The sequence below is a fragment of the Nocardia anaemiae NBRC 100462 genome (assembly GCF_001612725.1).
In the GTDB taxonomy this organism is placed as follows: Bacteria; Actinomycetota; Actinomycetes; order Mycobacteriales; family Mycobacteriaceae; genus Nocardia; species Nocardia anaemiae.
Map to the genome: position 1 here is coordinate 23,427 of NZ_BDAZ01000026.1, position 16,982 is coordinate 40,408.

The 16,982-nt window shown below is 66.2% G+C and carries 15 protein-coding genes; 3 read left to right on the forward strand and 12 right to left on the reverse strand.

Annotated features, from left to right (window positions below):
• Positions 1–330 precede the first annotated feature (330 nt).
• Both NA5_RS17405 and NA5_RS17410 read left to right on the forward strand, forming a co-directional pair.
• On the forward strand, positions 331–762 hold the full coding sequence (locus tag NA5_RS17405; RefSeq protein WP_062987269.1) for a type II toxin-antitoxin system Rv0910 family toxin: 432 nt from the start codon (positions 331–333) through the stop codon (positions 760–762).
• A 12-nt stretch (positions 763–774) separates the two neighbouring features.
• Positions 775–1,560 (forward strand): alpha/beta fold hydrolase, encoded by a 786-nt coding sequence (locus NA5_RS17410; RefSeq protein WP_062987271.1) that lies wholly within the window; start codon positions 775–777, stop codon positions 1,558–1,560.
• A 41-nt stretch (positions 1,561–1,601) separates the two neighbouring features.
• On the opposite strand, the gene NA5_RS17415 is transcribed toward NA5_RS17410, so the two are convergent.
• Entirely contained in the window at positions 1,602–3,137 is a 1,536-nt protein-coding gene (locus NA5_RS17415) for a DHA2 family efflux MFS transporter permease subunit (RefSeq protein WP_062987273.1), read from the reverse strand.
• A gap of 98 nt (positions 3,138–3,235) precedes the next feature.
• On the opposite strand from NA5_RS17415, the gene NA5_RS17420 reads away from it, so the two are divergent.
• On the forward strand, positions 3,236–4,405 hold the full coding sequence (locus NA5_RS17420; RefSeq protein ID WP_062987280.1) for a cytochrome P450: 1,170 nt from the start codon (positions 3,236–3,238) through the stop codon (positions 4,403–4,405).
• Between the two features lie 156 nt (positions 4,406–4,561).
• Here the strand turns inward: NA5_RS17420 and NA5_RS17425 are convergent, their stop codons facing one another.
• The 11 genes from NA5_RS17425 to NA5_RS17475 all read right to left on the reverse strand — a co-directional run bounded on the left by NA5_RS17425 (position 4,562) and on the right by NA5_RS17475 (position 16,888).
• Positions 4,562–5,164 carry a TIGR03086 family metal-binding protein gene (locus NA5_RS17425; RefSeq protein WP_062987282.1) on the reverse strand — a complete coding sequence of 201 codons (603 nt, stop codon included), beginning with the start codon at positions 5,162–5,164 and terminating at the stop codon, positions 4,562–4,564.
• 249 nt (positions 5,165–5,413) lie between these two features.
• Positions 5,414–6,340, reverse strand: a complete 927-nt coding sequence (locus NA5_RS17430) for a DMT family transporter (RefSeq protein WP_174555240.1) — start codon at positions 6,338–6,340, stop codon at positions 5,414–5,416.
• 110 nt (positions 6,341–6,450) lie between these two features.
• A complete protein-coding gene (gene alc, locus NA5_RS17435) occupies positions 6,451–7,617 on the reverse strand; it encodes an allantoicase (RefSeq protein ID WP_062987284.1) in 1,167 nt (388 codons plus the stop codon).
• Positions 7,614–8,993 (reverse strand): allantoinase AllB, encoded by a 1,380-nt coding sequence (allB, locus tag NA5_RS17440; protein WP_062987286.1) that lies wholly within the window; start codon positions 8,991–8,993, stop codon positions 7,614–7,616. The genes alc and allB overlap by 4 nt, the downstream gene beginning before the upstream one ends.
• A gap of 19 nt (positions 8,994–9,012) precedes the next feature.
• Entirely contained in the window at positions 9,013–10,302 is a 1,290-nt protein-coding gene (locus tag NA5_RS17445) for a glycerate kinase (protein WP_084484212.1), read from the reverse strand.
• Positions 10,303–10,304: 2 nt separating this feature from the next.
• Entirely contained in the window at positions 10,305–12,080 is a 1,776-nt protein-coding gene (gene gcl, locus NA5_RS17450) for a glyoxylate carboligase (protein ID WP_062987288.1), read from the reverse strand.
• A gap of 2 nt (positions 12,081–12,082) precedes the next feature.
• Entirely contained in the window at positions 12,083–13,009 is a 927-nt protein-coding gene (locus NA5_RS17455; protein WP_062987514.1) for an NAD(P)-dependent oxidoreductase, read from the reverse strand.
• Entirely contained in the window at positions 13,006–13,809 is an 804-nt protein-coding gene (locus NA5_RS17460; RefSeq protein ID WP_062987290.1) for a hydroxypyruvate isomerase family protein, read from the reverse strand. Before NA5_RS17460 ends, NA5_RS17455 begins: the two co-directional genes overlap by 4 nt.
• A complete protein-coding gene (locus NA5_RS17465) occupies positions 13,806–14,186 on the reverse strand; it encodes an allophanate hydrolase-related protein (protein WP_062987292.1) in 381 nt (126 codons plus the stop codon). Before NA5_RS17465 ends, NA5_RS17460 begins: the two co-directional genes overlap by 4 nt.
• Before the next feature lie 187 nt (positions 14,187–14,373).
• On the reverse strand, positions 14,374–15,441 hold the full coding sequence (locus NA5_RS17470) for an XdhC family protein (RefSeq protein ID WP_062987294.1): 1,068 nt from the start codon (positions 15,439–15,441) through the stop codon (positions 14,374–14,376).
• 4 nt (positions 15,442–15,445) lie between these two features.
• Positions 15,446–16,888, reverse strand: coding sequence for an NCS2 family permease (locus NA5_RS17475; RefSeq protein ID WP_062987296.1), 1,443 nt, complete (start codon positions 16,886–16,888; stop codon positions 15,446–15,448).
• Positions 16,889–16,982 lie beyond the last annotated feature (94 nt).

A 16,982-nucleotide genomic window follows, 5' to 3' on the forward strand; every position in this document is an offset into this window, starting at 1 on the left:
CGGAGTCACTGCGCGTTGTCTCGCCTTCCTCGCGACGCCGACCAGGATCAACATTCGTCGAATGCGGCCACATCGACACCGGCACCAACCCCAGAGTGCCCGCACGGCAAGCGATTCGAAGAATCACCCACCGCCCGGATCGAGCCGATCAGTAGCTCGGCACCCGACGACCCGCCCACAGTAGCAGCATCGCGGGGAAGTCTCTCTCGATCCGAGGACCACATTCTGATTCCTCGAACTGCCAGCGCCCCCGAGGATTTCGCGTACCGCCCGATCGGCATGGCCGAATGCCATAAATAGCGAACCCCGGGTACCGGATACTATGCGCGAATGGCAAAGCTCAAGGTGTCCGTCGACGTGCCGATTCCGCCACAGGAGGCCTGGTCACATACCTCCAACCTGTCCGAACTCGACAAATGGCTCCTCATGCACGAGGCGTGGCGCAACGAGGTGCCCGCCGAACTGACGGTCGGTACCCAACTGGTCGGTGTCGCGTCGGTCAAGGGACTGCGCAATCGAGTCACCTGGACGGTCAAGGCCGCTGAACCGCCGCGCCGACTCGCCTTGAGCGGAACCGGCAAGGGCGGTACCAAATTCAAGCTCGAACTGCTCGTCGCCGCGAAGGGTGCGGGCTCGGAGGTCACCGTCGATATCGATCTCGGCGGCGCACCGCTGTTCGGCCCGATCGGTTCCGGTGTCGCGCGGGCGCTGAAGGGTGATATCGAGCGCTCGTTGGAGCGTTTCGTCGCGCTCTACGGCTGAGGGGAATTCGACGTGTCGCATGCCGAGGCCGCGGATGGCGCCCGGATCGCGTATCAGACCGGCGGTGACGGTCCGCCGCTGCTGCTGCTCACCGGGCAGGCCAACAACCACCACTGGTGGGATGGAATCCGCGCCGACTTCGAGACCGCGTACCGCACCGTCTCACTCGACTACCGCGGCACCGGTGACAGCGATAAGCCGGATATTCCGTACAGCACCCTCGGATTCGCCGAGGACGCGATCGCGGTGCTCGACGCTCTCGGCATCGAGAAGACCGCGGTGTACGGCACGTCCATGGGAGGTCGGGTCGCGCAGTGGCTGGCCGCGCGGTTCCCGGATCGGGTGCATACGCTGGTGCTCGGCTGCACGTCACCGGGTGGTCGCCACGCTGTCGAGCGGGACGCCGGGGTGCGCAGGTCACTGGCCCAGCCCGATCCGGTGGCGGCGCGACAGGCGCTGTTGGAACTGATGTACACCCCGGAGTATCTGGCGAACGCGTCCGGGCCGTTCAACACCCTCGGCGATCCGGCCATGCCCGCCTACGCGAAGCGCAGACATCTCTACGCGAGTAATAGACATGACGCATGGGATGTGCTCGCGCACATCGCGGTCCCGACACTGATCGTGCACGGGAGCGAGGACCGGTTCAACCCCGCGGCGAACGCGCCGTTGCTCGCGGAACGGATTCCGGGGGCGCGGCTGGCCTGGATCCCGGGTGCCCGGCACGCCTACTTCGACGAATTCCGAAGCACCGCAAGTCCACTCGTCCTGGAATTCCTGGACGCGAACCGTCCGTAGTCCGAGTTCGCCTGGTGCACAGGCGAACTCGGACGCTGCGGCTAATGCACCAACGCCGGTGCGTCCGCGACCTCGGTCAACTGCGGCTTGGTGCGCGGCAGGAACGCCGCGGGCACCAAGGTCAGCACCATGAGCACCACCGCCACGATGTAGGTGTGGCTGAATGCCGTCGCGGCCTGGCTCAATCCGGTCTCGACCGCGCCGGGCGGCAGCTGTGCCGCGATCGAGGGATCATAATTCGACGCGATCGCGGGCCTGGCGAACGGATGCTGGTTCAGCAGGCTGCTGAGCACCACCGACATCGTCGCGGTGCCGATGGACCCGGCGGACTGGTTGATGATGTTCATCAGCGTCGTACCGCGCGCGACCTGCTGGTGGGTCAGCGTCTGGATCGCCGCGGTCATGGTCGGCATCATGGTGCAGCCCATGCCCAGGCCCATTACGAACAGTGCCCCCAACATGAACGGATACGACGTATCCGACTTCAGCTGCACGAAGAACACCGTGCCGAGTGAGATCAGCGAGATACCGACCATCACGATCTTGCCCGGACCGATCTTGTCGACGAGTCGGCCCGCGATCGGCATCGTCAACATCGCGCCCAAACCCTGCGGCACCATGAGCAGACCGGCCGCCATGGCCGTTTCGCCGCGCACCTGCTGCAGATAGGTCGGCAGCAGCAGGCCCGCCCCGAAGAAGGCGGTCGCGAACAGCACCATGGTCAGCACCGCGAAGGTCAGCGATCGGTTGCGGAACAAATGCAGATCGATCAGCGGATGTTCGGTGCGCAGCGCGTGCAAGACGAAAAGCACGATGAGTACCAGGCCGATGGCGGCCGGTATGAGCACCTTGGGAGCGATGACCGTGCCCTCCCCCGGAATCGAGGAGACGCCGAACAGGAACAGCGCAAGACCCGGCGAGGCCAACAGCATGCCGAGGAAGTCGAAGGATTCCGACGGCTCCGGGTTATCCGCGGGGAATACGATGAAGGCCAGGATGAGCGCGACGACCCCGACCGGAGCATTGATCAGGAAGATCCATTTCCAGCCGTAACTGTCGATCAGCCAACCGCCCAGGATCGGACCGCAGATCGGGCCGAGCAGCATCGGCACCCCGAGTACCGCCATCACTCGCCCGACCCGTTGCGGACCGGCCGCGTGGGTCATGATCGTCATGCCGAGCGGCATCAGCATGCCGCCGCCCAGACCCTGGAGCACGCGGAAGGCGATCAGCGTCTCCATGCTCCAGGCCTGGCTGCACAGCACCGAGCCGAGCACGAACAGCGTCAGCGCGAGCATGTACAGGCGTTTGGTGCCGAACCGGTCCGCAGCCCATCCGGTCAGCGGGATGACGCTGGCCAGCGCGAGGGTGTAACCGGTCATCGACCAGGCCGCGATCGCGGTGGTGGTGTGGAACTCGTTCTGGAATTTGGGGATCGCGACGGTTACAACGGTGATGTCCAGGATCGACATGATCGCGCCGAGCACGACCACCCCTGCCACCTTGAAAACCGCGATATCGAGCTTGTCGGTCGCGGGATCCGCTGCGACCGACGTGGTATCCGGAGGATGTGTCACCGCTTAAGCCTCGCACCTCACTGACCAAATGACCAGCAAATTCTGCGACCTTCGCCACACCTCGGGTCCGCCGATAGCTCGGCCAGGATGATGGCGGCGTGACGTTGCAGATCTTCGATGCCGAGTTCGCCGCGAATCCATGGCCTACGCTGCGGCGATTGCGCGCCGACGGTGGGGTGCACCGGGTCAGGACACCGGACGGCCCACCGGCCTGGCTGGTAACCCGCTTCGCCGATGTTCGGGCCGGACTGCTCGACGATCGGCTGTCCACCCAACCGCGCTATGCAGGGGACACGGACTATCGCGGGTTCGCGGTGCCGTCGCCGTTGGACCTCGGCTTCCTGGAGAGCGAACCGGCGGACCACGCTCGGTTGCGGCGAGCGGTCACCGCCGAATTGTCGCCGCGGCGGCTCGCCGAATGGGTGCGTACGGCACCGGAATTGGTATCGGCTTGTCTTTCGGACGTGGAAACGGGCGTCGCGATCGATCTGATCGAGCGGTTCGCCGTTGCGCTGCCAGCGACCGTGCTCGGCGAGTTGCTCGGGTTGGCAGCGCCGGAACGCGCGGCGTTATTGCGTTGGGCGCGTTCGACCTTGCTGCGGAGCGCGACTCCCCCGCGGGCTCGCGACACGCTGACCACCATGCGCGCCATCGTCATCGCGACGATCGAAGGGGCACGGGGCGACAATGTGCTCGGACGGCTGGTGCGTAGGAGTAACGAGACCGGTTCGCTCAGTGCGAACGAGCTGGCCTCGATGATCTTCTATCTGCTGTTCGTCTGGTACGAAGTGCTCGTCGACCTGATCGCCGGATCGGCGCTGGCGCTGCTCACACATCCGGATCAGCTCGGCGTGCTACGAACCATGACCGATACCCGACCAGCGGTGGACGAGCTGTTGCGTTACCTGTCGCCGCAGGTGGTTTCGGGACCGAGATTCGCTACCACCGATCTCGATATCGCAGGGCACACAATCCGTTCTGGTGACACCGTGCTGCTCTGTTTGGCGTCGGCCAACCACGATCCGGACATCTTCGACAATCCGGCCGAACTCGATCTCGCGCGCGGCAATAATCCGCAGTTGGGCCTCGGGTACGGCGGTCATGCCTGCCTCGGCACCGCGTTGGTTCGGACCATCGCCGGGGCCGTGCTGCGGGCGCTGCTGCTGGACCGGACTCCGACACTCGCCTGCGATCCGCGAAATATCCAGTGGCGCTCCGGATTCCGGCATCGTGGACCGCTCGATTTGGCTATCGTGTTGTCCCGATAGCTCGACCCGCCAGCGGCGCTTCTCAGTCGGCGGGATCTTTCTGCGCGCACCCGGCCCCACCCGCAACGCGGTATTCGTCGCGGGCGTCGACGGTCTCGCCGTGTGTGCCCCGCTGGCGCCGTCGGCACCGCCGAGGCGAGTGCCCTGACCGTAGGATCAGTTCTGCGAACCCGGCGACTTCCAAGACGGATCCCGGCCGAACCAGCCCGCGAGCCGATCGTATGCGGGAGCGTCGGGCGGCACGGGCACCTCGAGGTCGAAAGCCTTGTCCGGGCCGCGGAACTCCGGGCGCAGCATCTTGTGTGACCAGGCCAGTCCGTACTCCGCGACTTCCGGATCGAGGTCGATGGTCTGGTCGGTCGCGCGGATGAGATCCCAGGTGTGCATGGCCAATTCGGTGATCTGCTGGTCGGCTCGGCTGCGCAGCGGCGCTTCGGCGCCGCCGGGTACCGGAACCGGGCGTTCCAGGTCGGCGTGGTGCCAGACATCGAGAACGGGCGCGGCGGCCGCGCGGTACTCAGCCGCCCAGTTCGCACTCAGCTCGGCGGGCGGCGCCGCCCAATCGGCCGTCTCGCCACGCGCCGAAGCCAGGAAATTTCGCAGGCTCTGTCCGATGACATGTCGCACGAGCGCCTGCACATCCCAGCCGACACAGGGTGTCGCCAGAGTCGCCTGTTCCGGCCGAATCGCCGCGATGACCGCGCCCATCTGGGTCAATGCGCGGTCCAACAGGTCCACGGTGGGGTCAGCGGTATCCACGCCTGTCGATTCTGCCCCGCGACCGCCGCACACACCGCGGAACGCGCAACTCGGTCGACCACGCCGCGCCCAATTTCCCGCACTGCTTCCCGATTGACAGATGCGGTGAGGCGCGGCCGGGACCGAGTGACGGCGACACTGGCCAGCGACACTCACGGTGGAGCGGGTCCGACAGTTTCCGGATCGACGGATGCGATCACGCACGGCCCCGGGACCAAGTGACAGCTACACCTGGCCACGCACTTTTCCTCAGCGTGGAGCGGGTTCGACGGTTTCCGGATCGACGGATGCGATGACGCGCGGCCGGGACCGAGTGATGGCCACACCTGCCAGGCACAGCACACCGCCGAGGATGGTCAACGCGCCGGGCACCTCGTCCAGTGCAATCCACGCCATCAGCACGACCAGCGCCGGGACCGCGTAGGTCGTCACGCCCATCTTTCCGGCCGTCGTGCGGGCAAGCGCGTAGGCCCAGGTGGTGAACGCCAGAGCCGTGGGGAAGACGCCGAGGTACACCAGGCTCAGCGTCGACGACAGCGGTGCATCGGCGGCCTCGGTGATCAATTGCCAGGAGAACGGCAGGCAGGAGACGGTTCCGATGACCGAGCCGAAGGTGACCACCTGCAATGCGGACGCACTGACGAGCGCCGGTTTCTGCGCGATGGTCGATGCGGCCCAGACGATGGCCGCGAGCAGGCACAGCACAACACCGAGCACCGCCGCGCCGCCGCCATCGGAGGTCGACAGTCCGACGACGATGGTTCCGGCGAACGACACGACCAGCCCGACCATCAGCCGGGCCGGAAACCCTTCCCGCAGAACCAGTCCGCCGAGCACCGCGATCAGCACTGGACCGATGCCGACGACCATCGCCGCGGTCCCGGCATCGACATTCCGCTCACCCCAGTTCAACGCCACCATGTAGACGCCGAACCACAGCACCCCGGAGATCACGATGCCCGGCCACGCGGCCCGCGGTGGCAGGCCCTCGCGACGGATGACCAGCACCGTCACCAGCGTGATCGATGCGGCGAGCAATCGCCCGAGTGCCAGCGCGCCCGGCGAAAAGTCGTGTCCCGCGCTGCGAATGAATACGAAGGCCGAAGCCCACAGGACCACCGTCACGGCGGCGGCGACAATGGCTTGCCGCTCGACCGACCCATCCGCACGCACCATGGGCCCGAACCTAAATCACCCGGCCGACAAGCGCCAGCGGTTTTCGGACGCGGACCAAGCCGGTTGGACGGGCAACCGGTGGCGGCGCGGATTGCCCGTCCGACCAGCGATTACAACGCGAGCAGCGCGTCGATCACGGTCGACGACACCGCGTCGGGGCTCGCAAAGGGGCGTTGCGCCAGCAGCTTCCGCGCTTCGTCACGGGACAGCCCACCATCTGTGGTGAGTACCTCGAGCGCGTGTGCTTCGGGGAGGGCTGCGAGCCAGGCGACGGTGTTGCCGATCAGGGTCTGCGGATCGATCTCGCCGTGGACCCGCAACCGGGCCACGCCGCCGTCGGGATACACATCGAGCCGGACGTGGGTGACCGGCGCACCGGCTCCGATCCGGAAGAAGTGACGGGCATCCGGCTGCAGTCGAGTGCGCGGCAGCAGTTCGGTCCACGCCGACGGATCATCCAGGTCCGCACCGGATTCGGCATCCGCGGCGCGCAGCACCGCCCAACCCGGCGCATTGCCGACATAATTCGAGGTGTCGATCTCCACGCGCCGAATCGCGCCGCGCGCACCCAGCCGCACGGTGACGTGATCATTGCCCGCATCGCGGCGACGCGCACCCTCCCAGCCTTCATCCATCTGCCGTGAACGGCCGGGCAGCAGGATATTGGTCGGCGCGGAGAAGAACATATTCGAGCAGTCGACCACATCGCCGCCGTGTTCCAGAGCGGCGAGATCGACTGTGCCACTGAGGAAACGCGGATCCGGCAGCGGTGTGCCGTGGACGCGGAAGCGGGCCACGCCGCCGTCCGGGTAGATCGAGAGCCGGATATGGGTGAAGCGGCGCTCGTCGGTGACCTCGAAGAAGTTGTCGGTATTGCCCGCGATATCCGACTTCGCGACCAAGGTCACCCATTCGGCCTGCTGGAGTTCGGCAGCGGACGGCTGCCCCTCCACACTCGTCGCCTCGACCGAGGCGAAGGGCGGAAAATTGCCGATGAACCACGCGGTGTCGATCACGACACCGTGCACCCGGCCAGGCACACCGAGCCGGATAATCGCGTAATCATTGCCGGTTTCGCGACGCCGCCGCGTTTCCCAGCCGTCGTAGGTCTTGCCCTTGTGGCCGAAGTCCTCGGTGCTGAACACCGCACGGCCGGGCCGGATCAGGTTCTCCCGCTCGGCGAACAACTCGTCATTGGCGTAGATCACGCTGCCCGCGAGCGCGCGGGAGGCGAGATCGGGCAGTCGGGTGAAGGCGGGGGCGGATTGATCGGTCATACTTCTCCTCGGGCCAGGAGCCGCCCCTGCGGCTCGTTATCGATATCGATTCGGTTGCCGCGCAACCAGGTACTGCGGACCGCGCCCGCGAGTGGGCGGGCCGCGTACGGTGTGACGGCGTTCTTGTGGTGCAGGCGATGCACGTCGACGACGAAGGCGTCACCGGGTGCGAAGACGCAGAAATCCGCGTCGTAGCCGACCTCGATGGCGCCCTTGCGGCGCAGGCCCGCGTGTTCGGCGGGCGCTCGGCTCATCCATCGAGCGATATCCACCAGGCTGAATCCGCGCAGTCGCGCCTCGGTCCAGACGGCCGAAAGTCCGAGCTGCAGTGAGGAAATGCCGCCCCAGGCACGGGCGAAGTCACCGGTGTCGAAGCACTTCAGGTCGGCGGTCGATGGCGAGTGGTCCGAGACCACCATATCGATGGTGCCATCGCGCAGCCCTTCCCAGAGCAATTCGCGATTGCCGCTCTCGCGGATCGGCGGACAGCATTTGAATTGTGTTGCGCCGTCTGGGATTTCCTCCGCTGCGAAGGACAGGTAGTGCGGGCAGGTCTCGGCGGTGATCCGGACGCCGTCACGGCGGGCCGAGGCGATCATCGGCAGTACATCCGAACTCGACACGTGCAGAATGTGCACGCGGCAGCCGGTCCATCTGGCCAGCTCGATCACCTGGGCGACGGCCAAGTTCTCCGCACCACGCGGGCGCGAACGCAGGAAGCCGGAGTACTTGTCCCCCTGGGGAATCGGCGCGTGTTCGATCGCGTGCGCGTCCTCGGCGTGCACGATGAGCAGGCCGTCGAACGAACGGATCTCCCGCATGGCCGATTCCAGCTGAGCGGCGTCCAGTGCCGGGAATTCGTCGACGCCGGAGTGCAGCAGGAAGCATTTGAAGCCGAATACACCGGCGTCCTGGAGCTGCCGCAGAGCTGCCACATTTCCGGGGATCGCGCCGCCCCAGAATCCGACATCGACGTGCACCCGATCCTGCGCGGTCTTGCGCTTCACCTCGAGTGCCGCGAGATCGCAGGTCGGCGGAATGCTGTTGAGCGGCATATCGATAATGGTGGTGACACCGCCCGCCGCGGCCGCCTTCGTCGCGCTCGGGAAGCCCTCCCATTCGGTGCGGCCGGGATCGTTGACATGCACGTGCGCATCCACGACACCCGGCAGCAGCACCTCATCGGCAGCCAGTTCGACTACCGTTTTCGCGGTCAGGCCGGAGTCCAGCGGCTCGATCGCCACGATCCGGCCGTCGCGCACGCCGATCGAGCCGCCGGTCTCCCCCGCCGTCCCGATAATCCGCTCCGCACGGATCACCAGGTCCAGGTGTGCGGGGACCGGTGAGATCGCCTGGATCTCAGAGTTCTCCCGCATCACACAACTCCGTCGGAAATCATCGAAATCTCCCGTCGAATGTCCTTGCGCCGCTGCCGCTTCGGGAAGCAGCCACGACAATGTCATCGGCCAGTCCCGCAGCCGAGCGCTCCGGAGTGGCCGGGCCCGCAGATTCTTGGTCCATCGCAGCCCCCGGCGACTGGTGCCCGGCAGTGAGCGGTGGCTCCGGCGGCAGATGTTCCGCAGCGATCCGCATACCCAATTGCTCGAGCAGCAGTTCACCCTCCGCGAAGCAGCGCTCGATGTCGGGTTCGATCTCGGCTAGGGCGTATGCGGCGGATAGCCCGGCGTCATGCAATCGCTTGGCGGGCAGCGTGTTCCGGCCACAAACAGCTACCACCGGCACGCCCGCGAACCCCGCGGCGGTAGCGACACCAGCCGGTGCCTTGCCGTACAGAGTCTGCTCGTCGAGCATGCCCTCCCCCGTCACCACCAGGTCCGCATCGTCCACCCGTTCGGCGAAACCGACCAGCTCCAGAACCAATTCGATTCCGGGACGCAGCCGAGCACCGAGCACCCCGACGGCCGCGAACCCGACCCCGCCCGCCGCACCGGCACCCGGACGATCGCGCAGATCGGTGCCGGTCGCGGCGGCAACACAATCCGACCAATGGGTGAGCGCCGAATCCAGCTCCGCCACTTGATCACTATCGGCTCCCTTTTGCGGGCCGTAGACGGCGGCCGCACCGCGCGGACCGGTGAGCGGGTTGTCGACATCGCACGCCACGGTGATCTCCACACCGGCCAGCCGATCGCGCACCGGCTCGAGGTCGATCGTGTGCAGTCGCGCCAATGCCGCACCGCCATCACCGATTTCGGTCCCGTCGGCGTCGAGCAGTCGCGCGCCGAGCGCCGCGAGTAGCCCGGCACCGCCATCGGTACCCGCACTGCCGCCGATGCCGAGCACGACCCGGCGACAGCCCGCATCGATTGCCGCGGCGATCACTTCGCCGGTGCCACGGCTGGTGGCCGTCATCGGTGCGAACTTCGCACCGGGTAGCCGCACGAGCCCGGATACGTCCGCCAGTTCCACGACGGCGATATCGTCGCGGCGGGCATACGCCGTGCACACCGGTTCGCCGGTGGGTCCGGACGCGGTCACCAGGACCGCCTCGAAACCAGCGGCCAATGCGGCGGCGACGGTGCCGTCCCCGCCGTCCGCGATCGGCACCACCGACACCTCGGCACCGGGCCGAACGCGGTGGATACCGGCGCGGACAGCGGCACCGACCTGCGCGGCGGTCAACGACCCCTTGAACTTGTCGGACGCGATCAGGACTCGAGTCATGCTCAGTCCAGTCGCGCGGTCGCGGTCGGGACGTCGGCCGCCGACTGCGCGAGTTCCTCGAATTCGACGATATTGTCGATCTCGAGTCCCATCGACACATTCGTCACCCGTTCGAGGATGACCTCCACGATCACCGGCACCCGGAATTCGGTCACCAGCTTCTTCGCCTCATCGAGGGCCGATCCGATCCATGCCGGGTCGAATACCCGAATCGCCTTGCAACCCAAGCCTTCCGCGACCTTGACATGGTCGACGCCGTAGCCCGCGAGCTCCGGGCTGTTGATATTGTCGAAGGCGAGCTGCACGTAGTAGTCCATATCGAACGCGCGCTGCGCCTGCCGGATCAGCCCCAGGTACGAATTGTTCACCACCACATGGATGTACGGGATATTGAACTGCGCGCCGACGGCCAATTCCTCGATGAGGAACTGGAAGTCGTAGTCACCCGAGAGCGCAACCACGGTGGCGTCGGGATCGGCCGTCGCGACACCGATGGCCGCGGGCACGGTCCAGCCCAGCGGCCCGGCCTGTCCCGCATTGATCCAGTGCCGCGGCCGGTAGACGTGCAGCAGCTGCGCCGCCTGGATCTGTGACAGACCGATCGTGCTGACATAGCGCACCTCGGGCCCGAATGCCTTGTTCATCTCCTCATAGACGCGCTGCGGCTTGATCGGCATATCGTCGAAGTGCGTCTTGCGCAGCCCCACCTGTTTCCGGTTGCGGCACTGCTCGGCCCACACACTGCGATCGGGCAGCCGTCCGGACGCGTCGAGTTCGCGCGCGACCTCGACGAAGACGCGCAGCGCGGCACCCGCATCGGAGGTGATGCCGTAGTCCGGTGCGAATACCCGACCGATCTGGGTCGGCTCGATATCGACGTGTACGAAGGTACGGTCCTTGGTGTATGTGTCCACACCGCCGGTATGCCGGTTGGCCCAACGGTTTCCGATACCGAGCACGAAATCGGATTCGAGCAGGGTGGCGTTGCCGTACCGGTGCGAGGTCTGCAATCCGACCATGCCCGCGTGCAGCGCGTGATCATCGGGAATGGTGCCCCAGCCCATCAACGTCGGCACCACCGGCACACCGGTGAGTTCGGCGAATTCGACCAGCAGCGCCGCCGCGTCGGCATTCACGATGCCGCCGCCCGCGACGATCAGCGGCCGCTGCGCCGCATTCAACATCTCGATCGCCTTGACCGCCTGCGCCCGCGTCGCGGCCGGACGGTGTACCTCCAGCGGCTCGTAAGTCTCGATGTCGAACTCGATTTCGGCGAGCTGGACATCGATCGGCAGATCGATCAGGACCGGACCCGGCCGACCCTCCCGCATCAATCGGAAGGCCTTCTGGAAGGTCCCCGGTACCTGCGCGGGCTCGAGCACCGTCACCGCCCACTTGCTCACCGGTGCGGCGATGGCGGCGATATCGACGGCCTGGAAGTCCTCCTTGTGCAGCTTGGCCACCGGTGCTTGACCGGTGACGCACAGGATCGGAATCGAATCCGCGCTGGCGGAATACAGGCCGGTGATCATATCGGTGCCCGCGGGCCCCGACGTTCCGATGCAGATGCCGATATTGCCCGCCGCCGCCCGGGTGTATCCCTCGGCCATATGCGAGGCGGCCTCGACGTGGCGGGCCAGCACATGCTTGATACCGCCGTGTGCGCGCATCGCGCTGTAGAAGGGATTGATCGCGGCGCCCGGCAAGCCGAATGCCTGTGTCGCGCCTTCCTTTTCGAGAATCAGAACCGCGGCGTCCACGGTGCGCATGCGTGCCATGGTCAGTTCTCCCGGCCCGACAGCGCCTCGGCCACCTTCAGCAGACCCGAGTGGTCCAGTGTCCCGTGACCCATCGCGCGGGCGGCGGCGATCAGCTGTGCGGTCAGCGCGCCCATCGGGATCGACACCTCGGCGTCGCGCGCGGCTTGCAGGATGATGCCCATATCCTTGTGGTGCAGGTCGATTCGAAAACCGGGCTTGAAGTCCCGCTTCAGCATGGACGCACGCTTGAGTTCGAGGATCTTGCTGCCCGCGAGCCCGCCCGCCAGCACATCGAGGCCCTTCTCGGCGTTTGCGCCCAGGTTCTCCATCAGCAGGATCGCCTCGGCCACCAGGGCGTAGGTGCCGCCGACGACGAGCTGGTTGGCGGCCTTGACCACCTGACCGGCGCCGTTCGGCCCCACCAACGCGAATGTCTTGCCGACCGCCTCGAAAACCGGTGTGGCGGCGGCGAAGTCGGCCTCACTACCACCGACCATGATCGACAGCGCGGCATTGATCGCGCCCGGCTCACCACCGGAGACCGGGGCGTCGAGCACCCGCAGGTTCTTCTCGGCGCCTCGCTCGGCGGTCCAGCGCGCGGTCTTGGGCGTGATGGTGGAGAAGTCGATGTACAGCGTGCCGGGCGCGGCGTGCACCAGCACATCGGCGAAGACCGCCTCGACGTGCTCGTCCTGGGGCAGCATGGTGATGACGATGTCGGCGTCCCGCACTGCCTCGGCGACCCCGGAGGCGGCCGCACCGCCCGCCGCCTTCAGCTTCTCTAGTCCGGTGGGGCCGATGTCGTAGCCGGTCACCTCGTGCCCGGCGGCGACGAGGTGACCCGCCATCGGGCCGCCCATGATCCCCAGGCCGATAAACCCGATCCTGCGCCCACCCGTCGCCCGACCGCCACCCCGCACGGAATCGCTACGCGATGCTTCATTCATTTCATCCACTTCCAATCCAGCTCGGGATCTTTGTATTCGAGGCCGATCCACCCGTCGTAGCCGCTCTCGGCCAGCGTTTCGAAGAGCGCGGCGAAATCGAGTTCGCCGGTGCCGGGTCGGCCGCGGCCCGGGTTGTCGGCGATCTGGACGTGGCCCAGATGCGCCGCGTGCATGCGGATCACCGAGTGCAGCCCCTCGCCCATGCGCGCCAGGTGGTACAGGTCGCACAGGAACCGCACATTGGCCGCACCGGTCTGCTCGATGATCTGCACGGCGTGTGCGGCGCTCACGATCGGATAGTCCGGCGACTCGAAGGAATTGAGCGCCTCCAGCAAGACGGTGGCACCGATGGCACCGGCCGCCTGTGCGGCAAGGCTCAGGTTCTCCAGCGCGAGTTCGTCCTGTTTCTCCGGACTTTCGCCCTCGACGCGGTTGCCGTAGAGGGCATTCAGCGCGCGGCAGCCGGTCTCTTCGGCGATGCCGACGGCGATATCGATATTGTCGCGGAACCGGGTGACCTCACTCGGCACCGAGACCAGACCACGGCCACCCGCCGGGATCAGGTCGATGAAGTTGAGACCGACCAATTCGACACCGGCATCACGGATCGCGCGCACGAACGCATCGATCTCCTTATCGCCCGGCGTCGGATTATCAGAAAACGGCCACCAGAATTCGACCGCGTCGAATCCGGCCTGCTTCGCCGCGGCGGGGCGTTCCAGCAGCGGGAGATCGGTGAACAGGATCGAGCAATTGACATCGAATTTCGGGAACGCGATGCCCCCGGGCTGATTACTCATTCAGCTCCTTGACGGTATTTCTTCCAGCTGCCGATCGCGGTGATATCGATCAGCTCCGGATACGAGGTGGGTGCGCGGCGCAGCAGCATCGACAGGACCGTGCGGCCGTCGTCGAGCTCGATCGCGCCGAGTTCGAGTTCGGGCGGTTCGGCAGGCAGCAGCCGCCGACGCAGCACTTCCATCGGGATGTCGAAGAGTTCACCGGCGATGGAATCGCCGCCGTCGGCGACCGGATCCAGACCCGGGAACCGATCGCCGACCGAATAGAAACGGTAGCGCGGCGCGGTTTTCGCTGCACCGGCGAAAGGCGCGCCGTCGAGCAGATGATTCAGCGGTTCGCCGCGCATGGCGGAACCATTCAGAAATATCAACGGCATTCGGTGAATCCTTTGTTCGCAATTTCGTCAATTATGTTGGCCGACCGCAGTGTCGGAATAGCGGCGATTAGCCCGAATCCGATCGGATATCCCGAAGTCGATTTCGTAGGATGCTCCAGCCACGGACTCGGTGTCGAAACCGCGCGCCCCGCGTACGGGTGTACGGATGCACGGCGGGGTGCGCGGCTCACCAGACCGGGAGCAGGTCCCGGTGGATCGGTCCGCCGGTGGTGGTCAGCGGTTGGGCCGAGCCACCACGCCGGACAGCGACGATCTCGGCGGCGATGGATACCGCGGTCTCCTCCGCCGTCCGTGCGCCGAGGTCCAGCCCGATCGGCGAATGCAATTGGGCGAGTTCGGATTCCGTCACACCGGCGGCGCGCAGACCGGCCATGCGGTCCTCATGGGTGCGACGGGAACCCATCGCGCCCACATAGGCCACCGGCAGGCGCAGCGCCACCTCGAGCAGCGGAATGTCGAATTTGGCGTCATGGGTGAGCACACACAGCACGGTGCGCGAATCGACCTGTGTGCGTGCGAGATAGCGGTCCGGCCACTGCACGACTATCTCGTCGGCATCCGGAAAACGCGCACGCGTGGCGAACACCGGGCGGGCATCGCAGACGGTGACGTGGTATCCGAGGAAGCGGCCGATCCTGGTCACGGCGGCCGCGAAATCTATTGCGCCGAAGACGATCATGCGCGGCGGTGGTACGTAGGATTCGATGAATACGGTGACTGCACCGGCACCACAGCCGATTTCGCGCACACCGGTCGCGCCGGTATCGAGCATTGCCCTGGCATCCGCCATGACCACCTCGTCGAACGGGGCGCCGACGGTCCACCAGGACCCGATCGCCATCGCCGCACCGGTTCTCAGATCCCGAACCAGTGCCACCGCCTCGTCGGTGCGCAGGATCGCCTCGATGGCGACTCTTTCGACCGCGGTGATCCGCTGGACGAAGATCTCGAGCTTCCCGCCGCAGGTCAGCCCGACCGCGAAGGCGTCATCATCGCTGTATCCGAAGATTTCGCGCACCGGCTGTCCGGTGCGTAGGACCTCACGGCAGAGTTCGTAGACCGCACCCTCGACACAGCCGCCGGAAATGCTTCCGATGACAATGCCGTCGGCGTCGACCGCCAGTGCCGCACCGGGCGGGCGAGGCGCGCTTCCGGTGACGCCGATGACGGTGGCCACGGCGTAATCCTTTTCCGCCGCATGCCACTTCCGAAGTTCCGCCGTGAGGTCGCGCATGGTGCTATCCGCCCAGGAGTAGTTCGATGGCCGAGATGCCGAAGTAACCGGCGAACACGAGGCTCACTACCCCGATCAGCCAATGGATTTCACGGAATTTGCCGCGCGCCAGCTTGATCACCACGTACGCGATCAGGCCCGCGCCGACTCCGTTGGTGATGGAGTAGGTGAACGGCATCAGCACGATGGTCAGGAAGGCGGGCACCGCCACCTCGAGATCGTTCCAATCGATCTTGCGGGCCTGGGTCATCATCAACGCACCGACGATCACCAGCGCCGGAGCGGCGGCCTGGATCGGCACGACGGCCGCGAGCGGGGTGAAAAATACTGCCAGGCAGAACAATCCACCGGTCACCAGGCTGGTCAGTCCGGTGCGGGCGCCCTCACCGACACCCGTCGCGGATTCGACGTACACGGTATTTCCGGCGCCACCGCTGACACCGCCGATGACCTGGGAGATGCCGTCGATGGTCAGGACCTTGCCGATACCCGGCATGGTGCCCTTCTCATCGAGCAGTCCGGCCTCGTCGCAAACGCCGAAAACCGTTCCCATGGCATCGAAGAAACCGGTCAGCACCAGGGTGAACAGCACGACGCCCGCGACCAGCCCGCCCGCCTCGGCGAATCCGCCGAAAAGGTCGATATTCATGGCCAGCCCGAAATCGGGTGCGGCGAAGAATCCCTGCGGCTTCTCCGGCACCACCGGTCCCCAGGTCTGCGGGTCGATCTCGGCCAGTGCGTTGACGATAATGGCGAGCACCGTCGAGATGGCGATGCTGATCAGGATCGCACCGGGCACCTTGCGGATGAACAGTGCCAGCATCACCAGCAGTCCGACCGCGAAAATCACCACCGGCCAACCGGATAGGTGACCACCCGCGCCGAGGGTCACGGGCGGACCGGTCTGCGCGCCGTGCCCGACCACCCCGGCCGAGACCAGCCCGATCATCGCGATGAACATGCCGATCCCGACGCCGATCGCATTCTTGAGACCGAGCGGGATGGCATTGATGATCATCGTCCGCAGTCCGGTCGCGGCCAGCACCACGATGATCACGCCCATCAGTACGACCAGACCCATGGTCTGCGGCCAGGTCATATGCGGGGCCGCCTGGAAGGCGACCACCGGGACCACACCGAGTCCGGCGGCGAGCGCCAAAGGCACATTGCCCGCGACGCCCATCAGGATGGTGCTGAGTCCCGCGGAAAACGCGGTGGCCGTGGTGAGTTGAGCGATGCTCAGCTTGTCACCGTTGACATCCGCGACACCGCCGAGAATCAGCGGCACCAGCAGGATAACGTAGGCCATGGCGACGAAAGTGGTAATGCCGCCACGGATTTCGCGGGAAACGGTGGTTCGGCGTTCGCTCAGCCGGAAGAACCGGTCGAGCGCAGACCTTCCTGCTACCGGCTCTGGTGTGCTCGGCTTGGTCTGAATCTGGGTCATTGGCGTGCCCTCCTCGGGGCGTAGCCGACCTACGGTCCGGCGGCTGTCCTTTCGGACTGGGCCGGACCGCGCGGTTCGGGTACTGCTGTTGTGG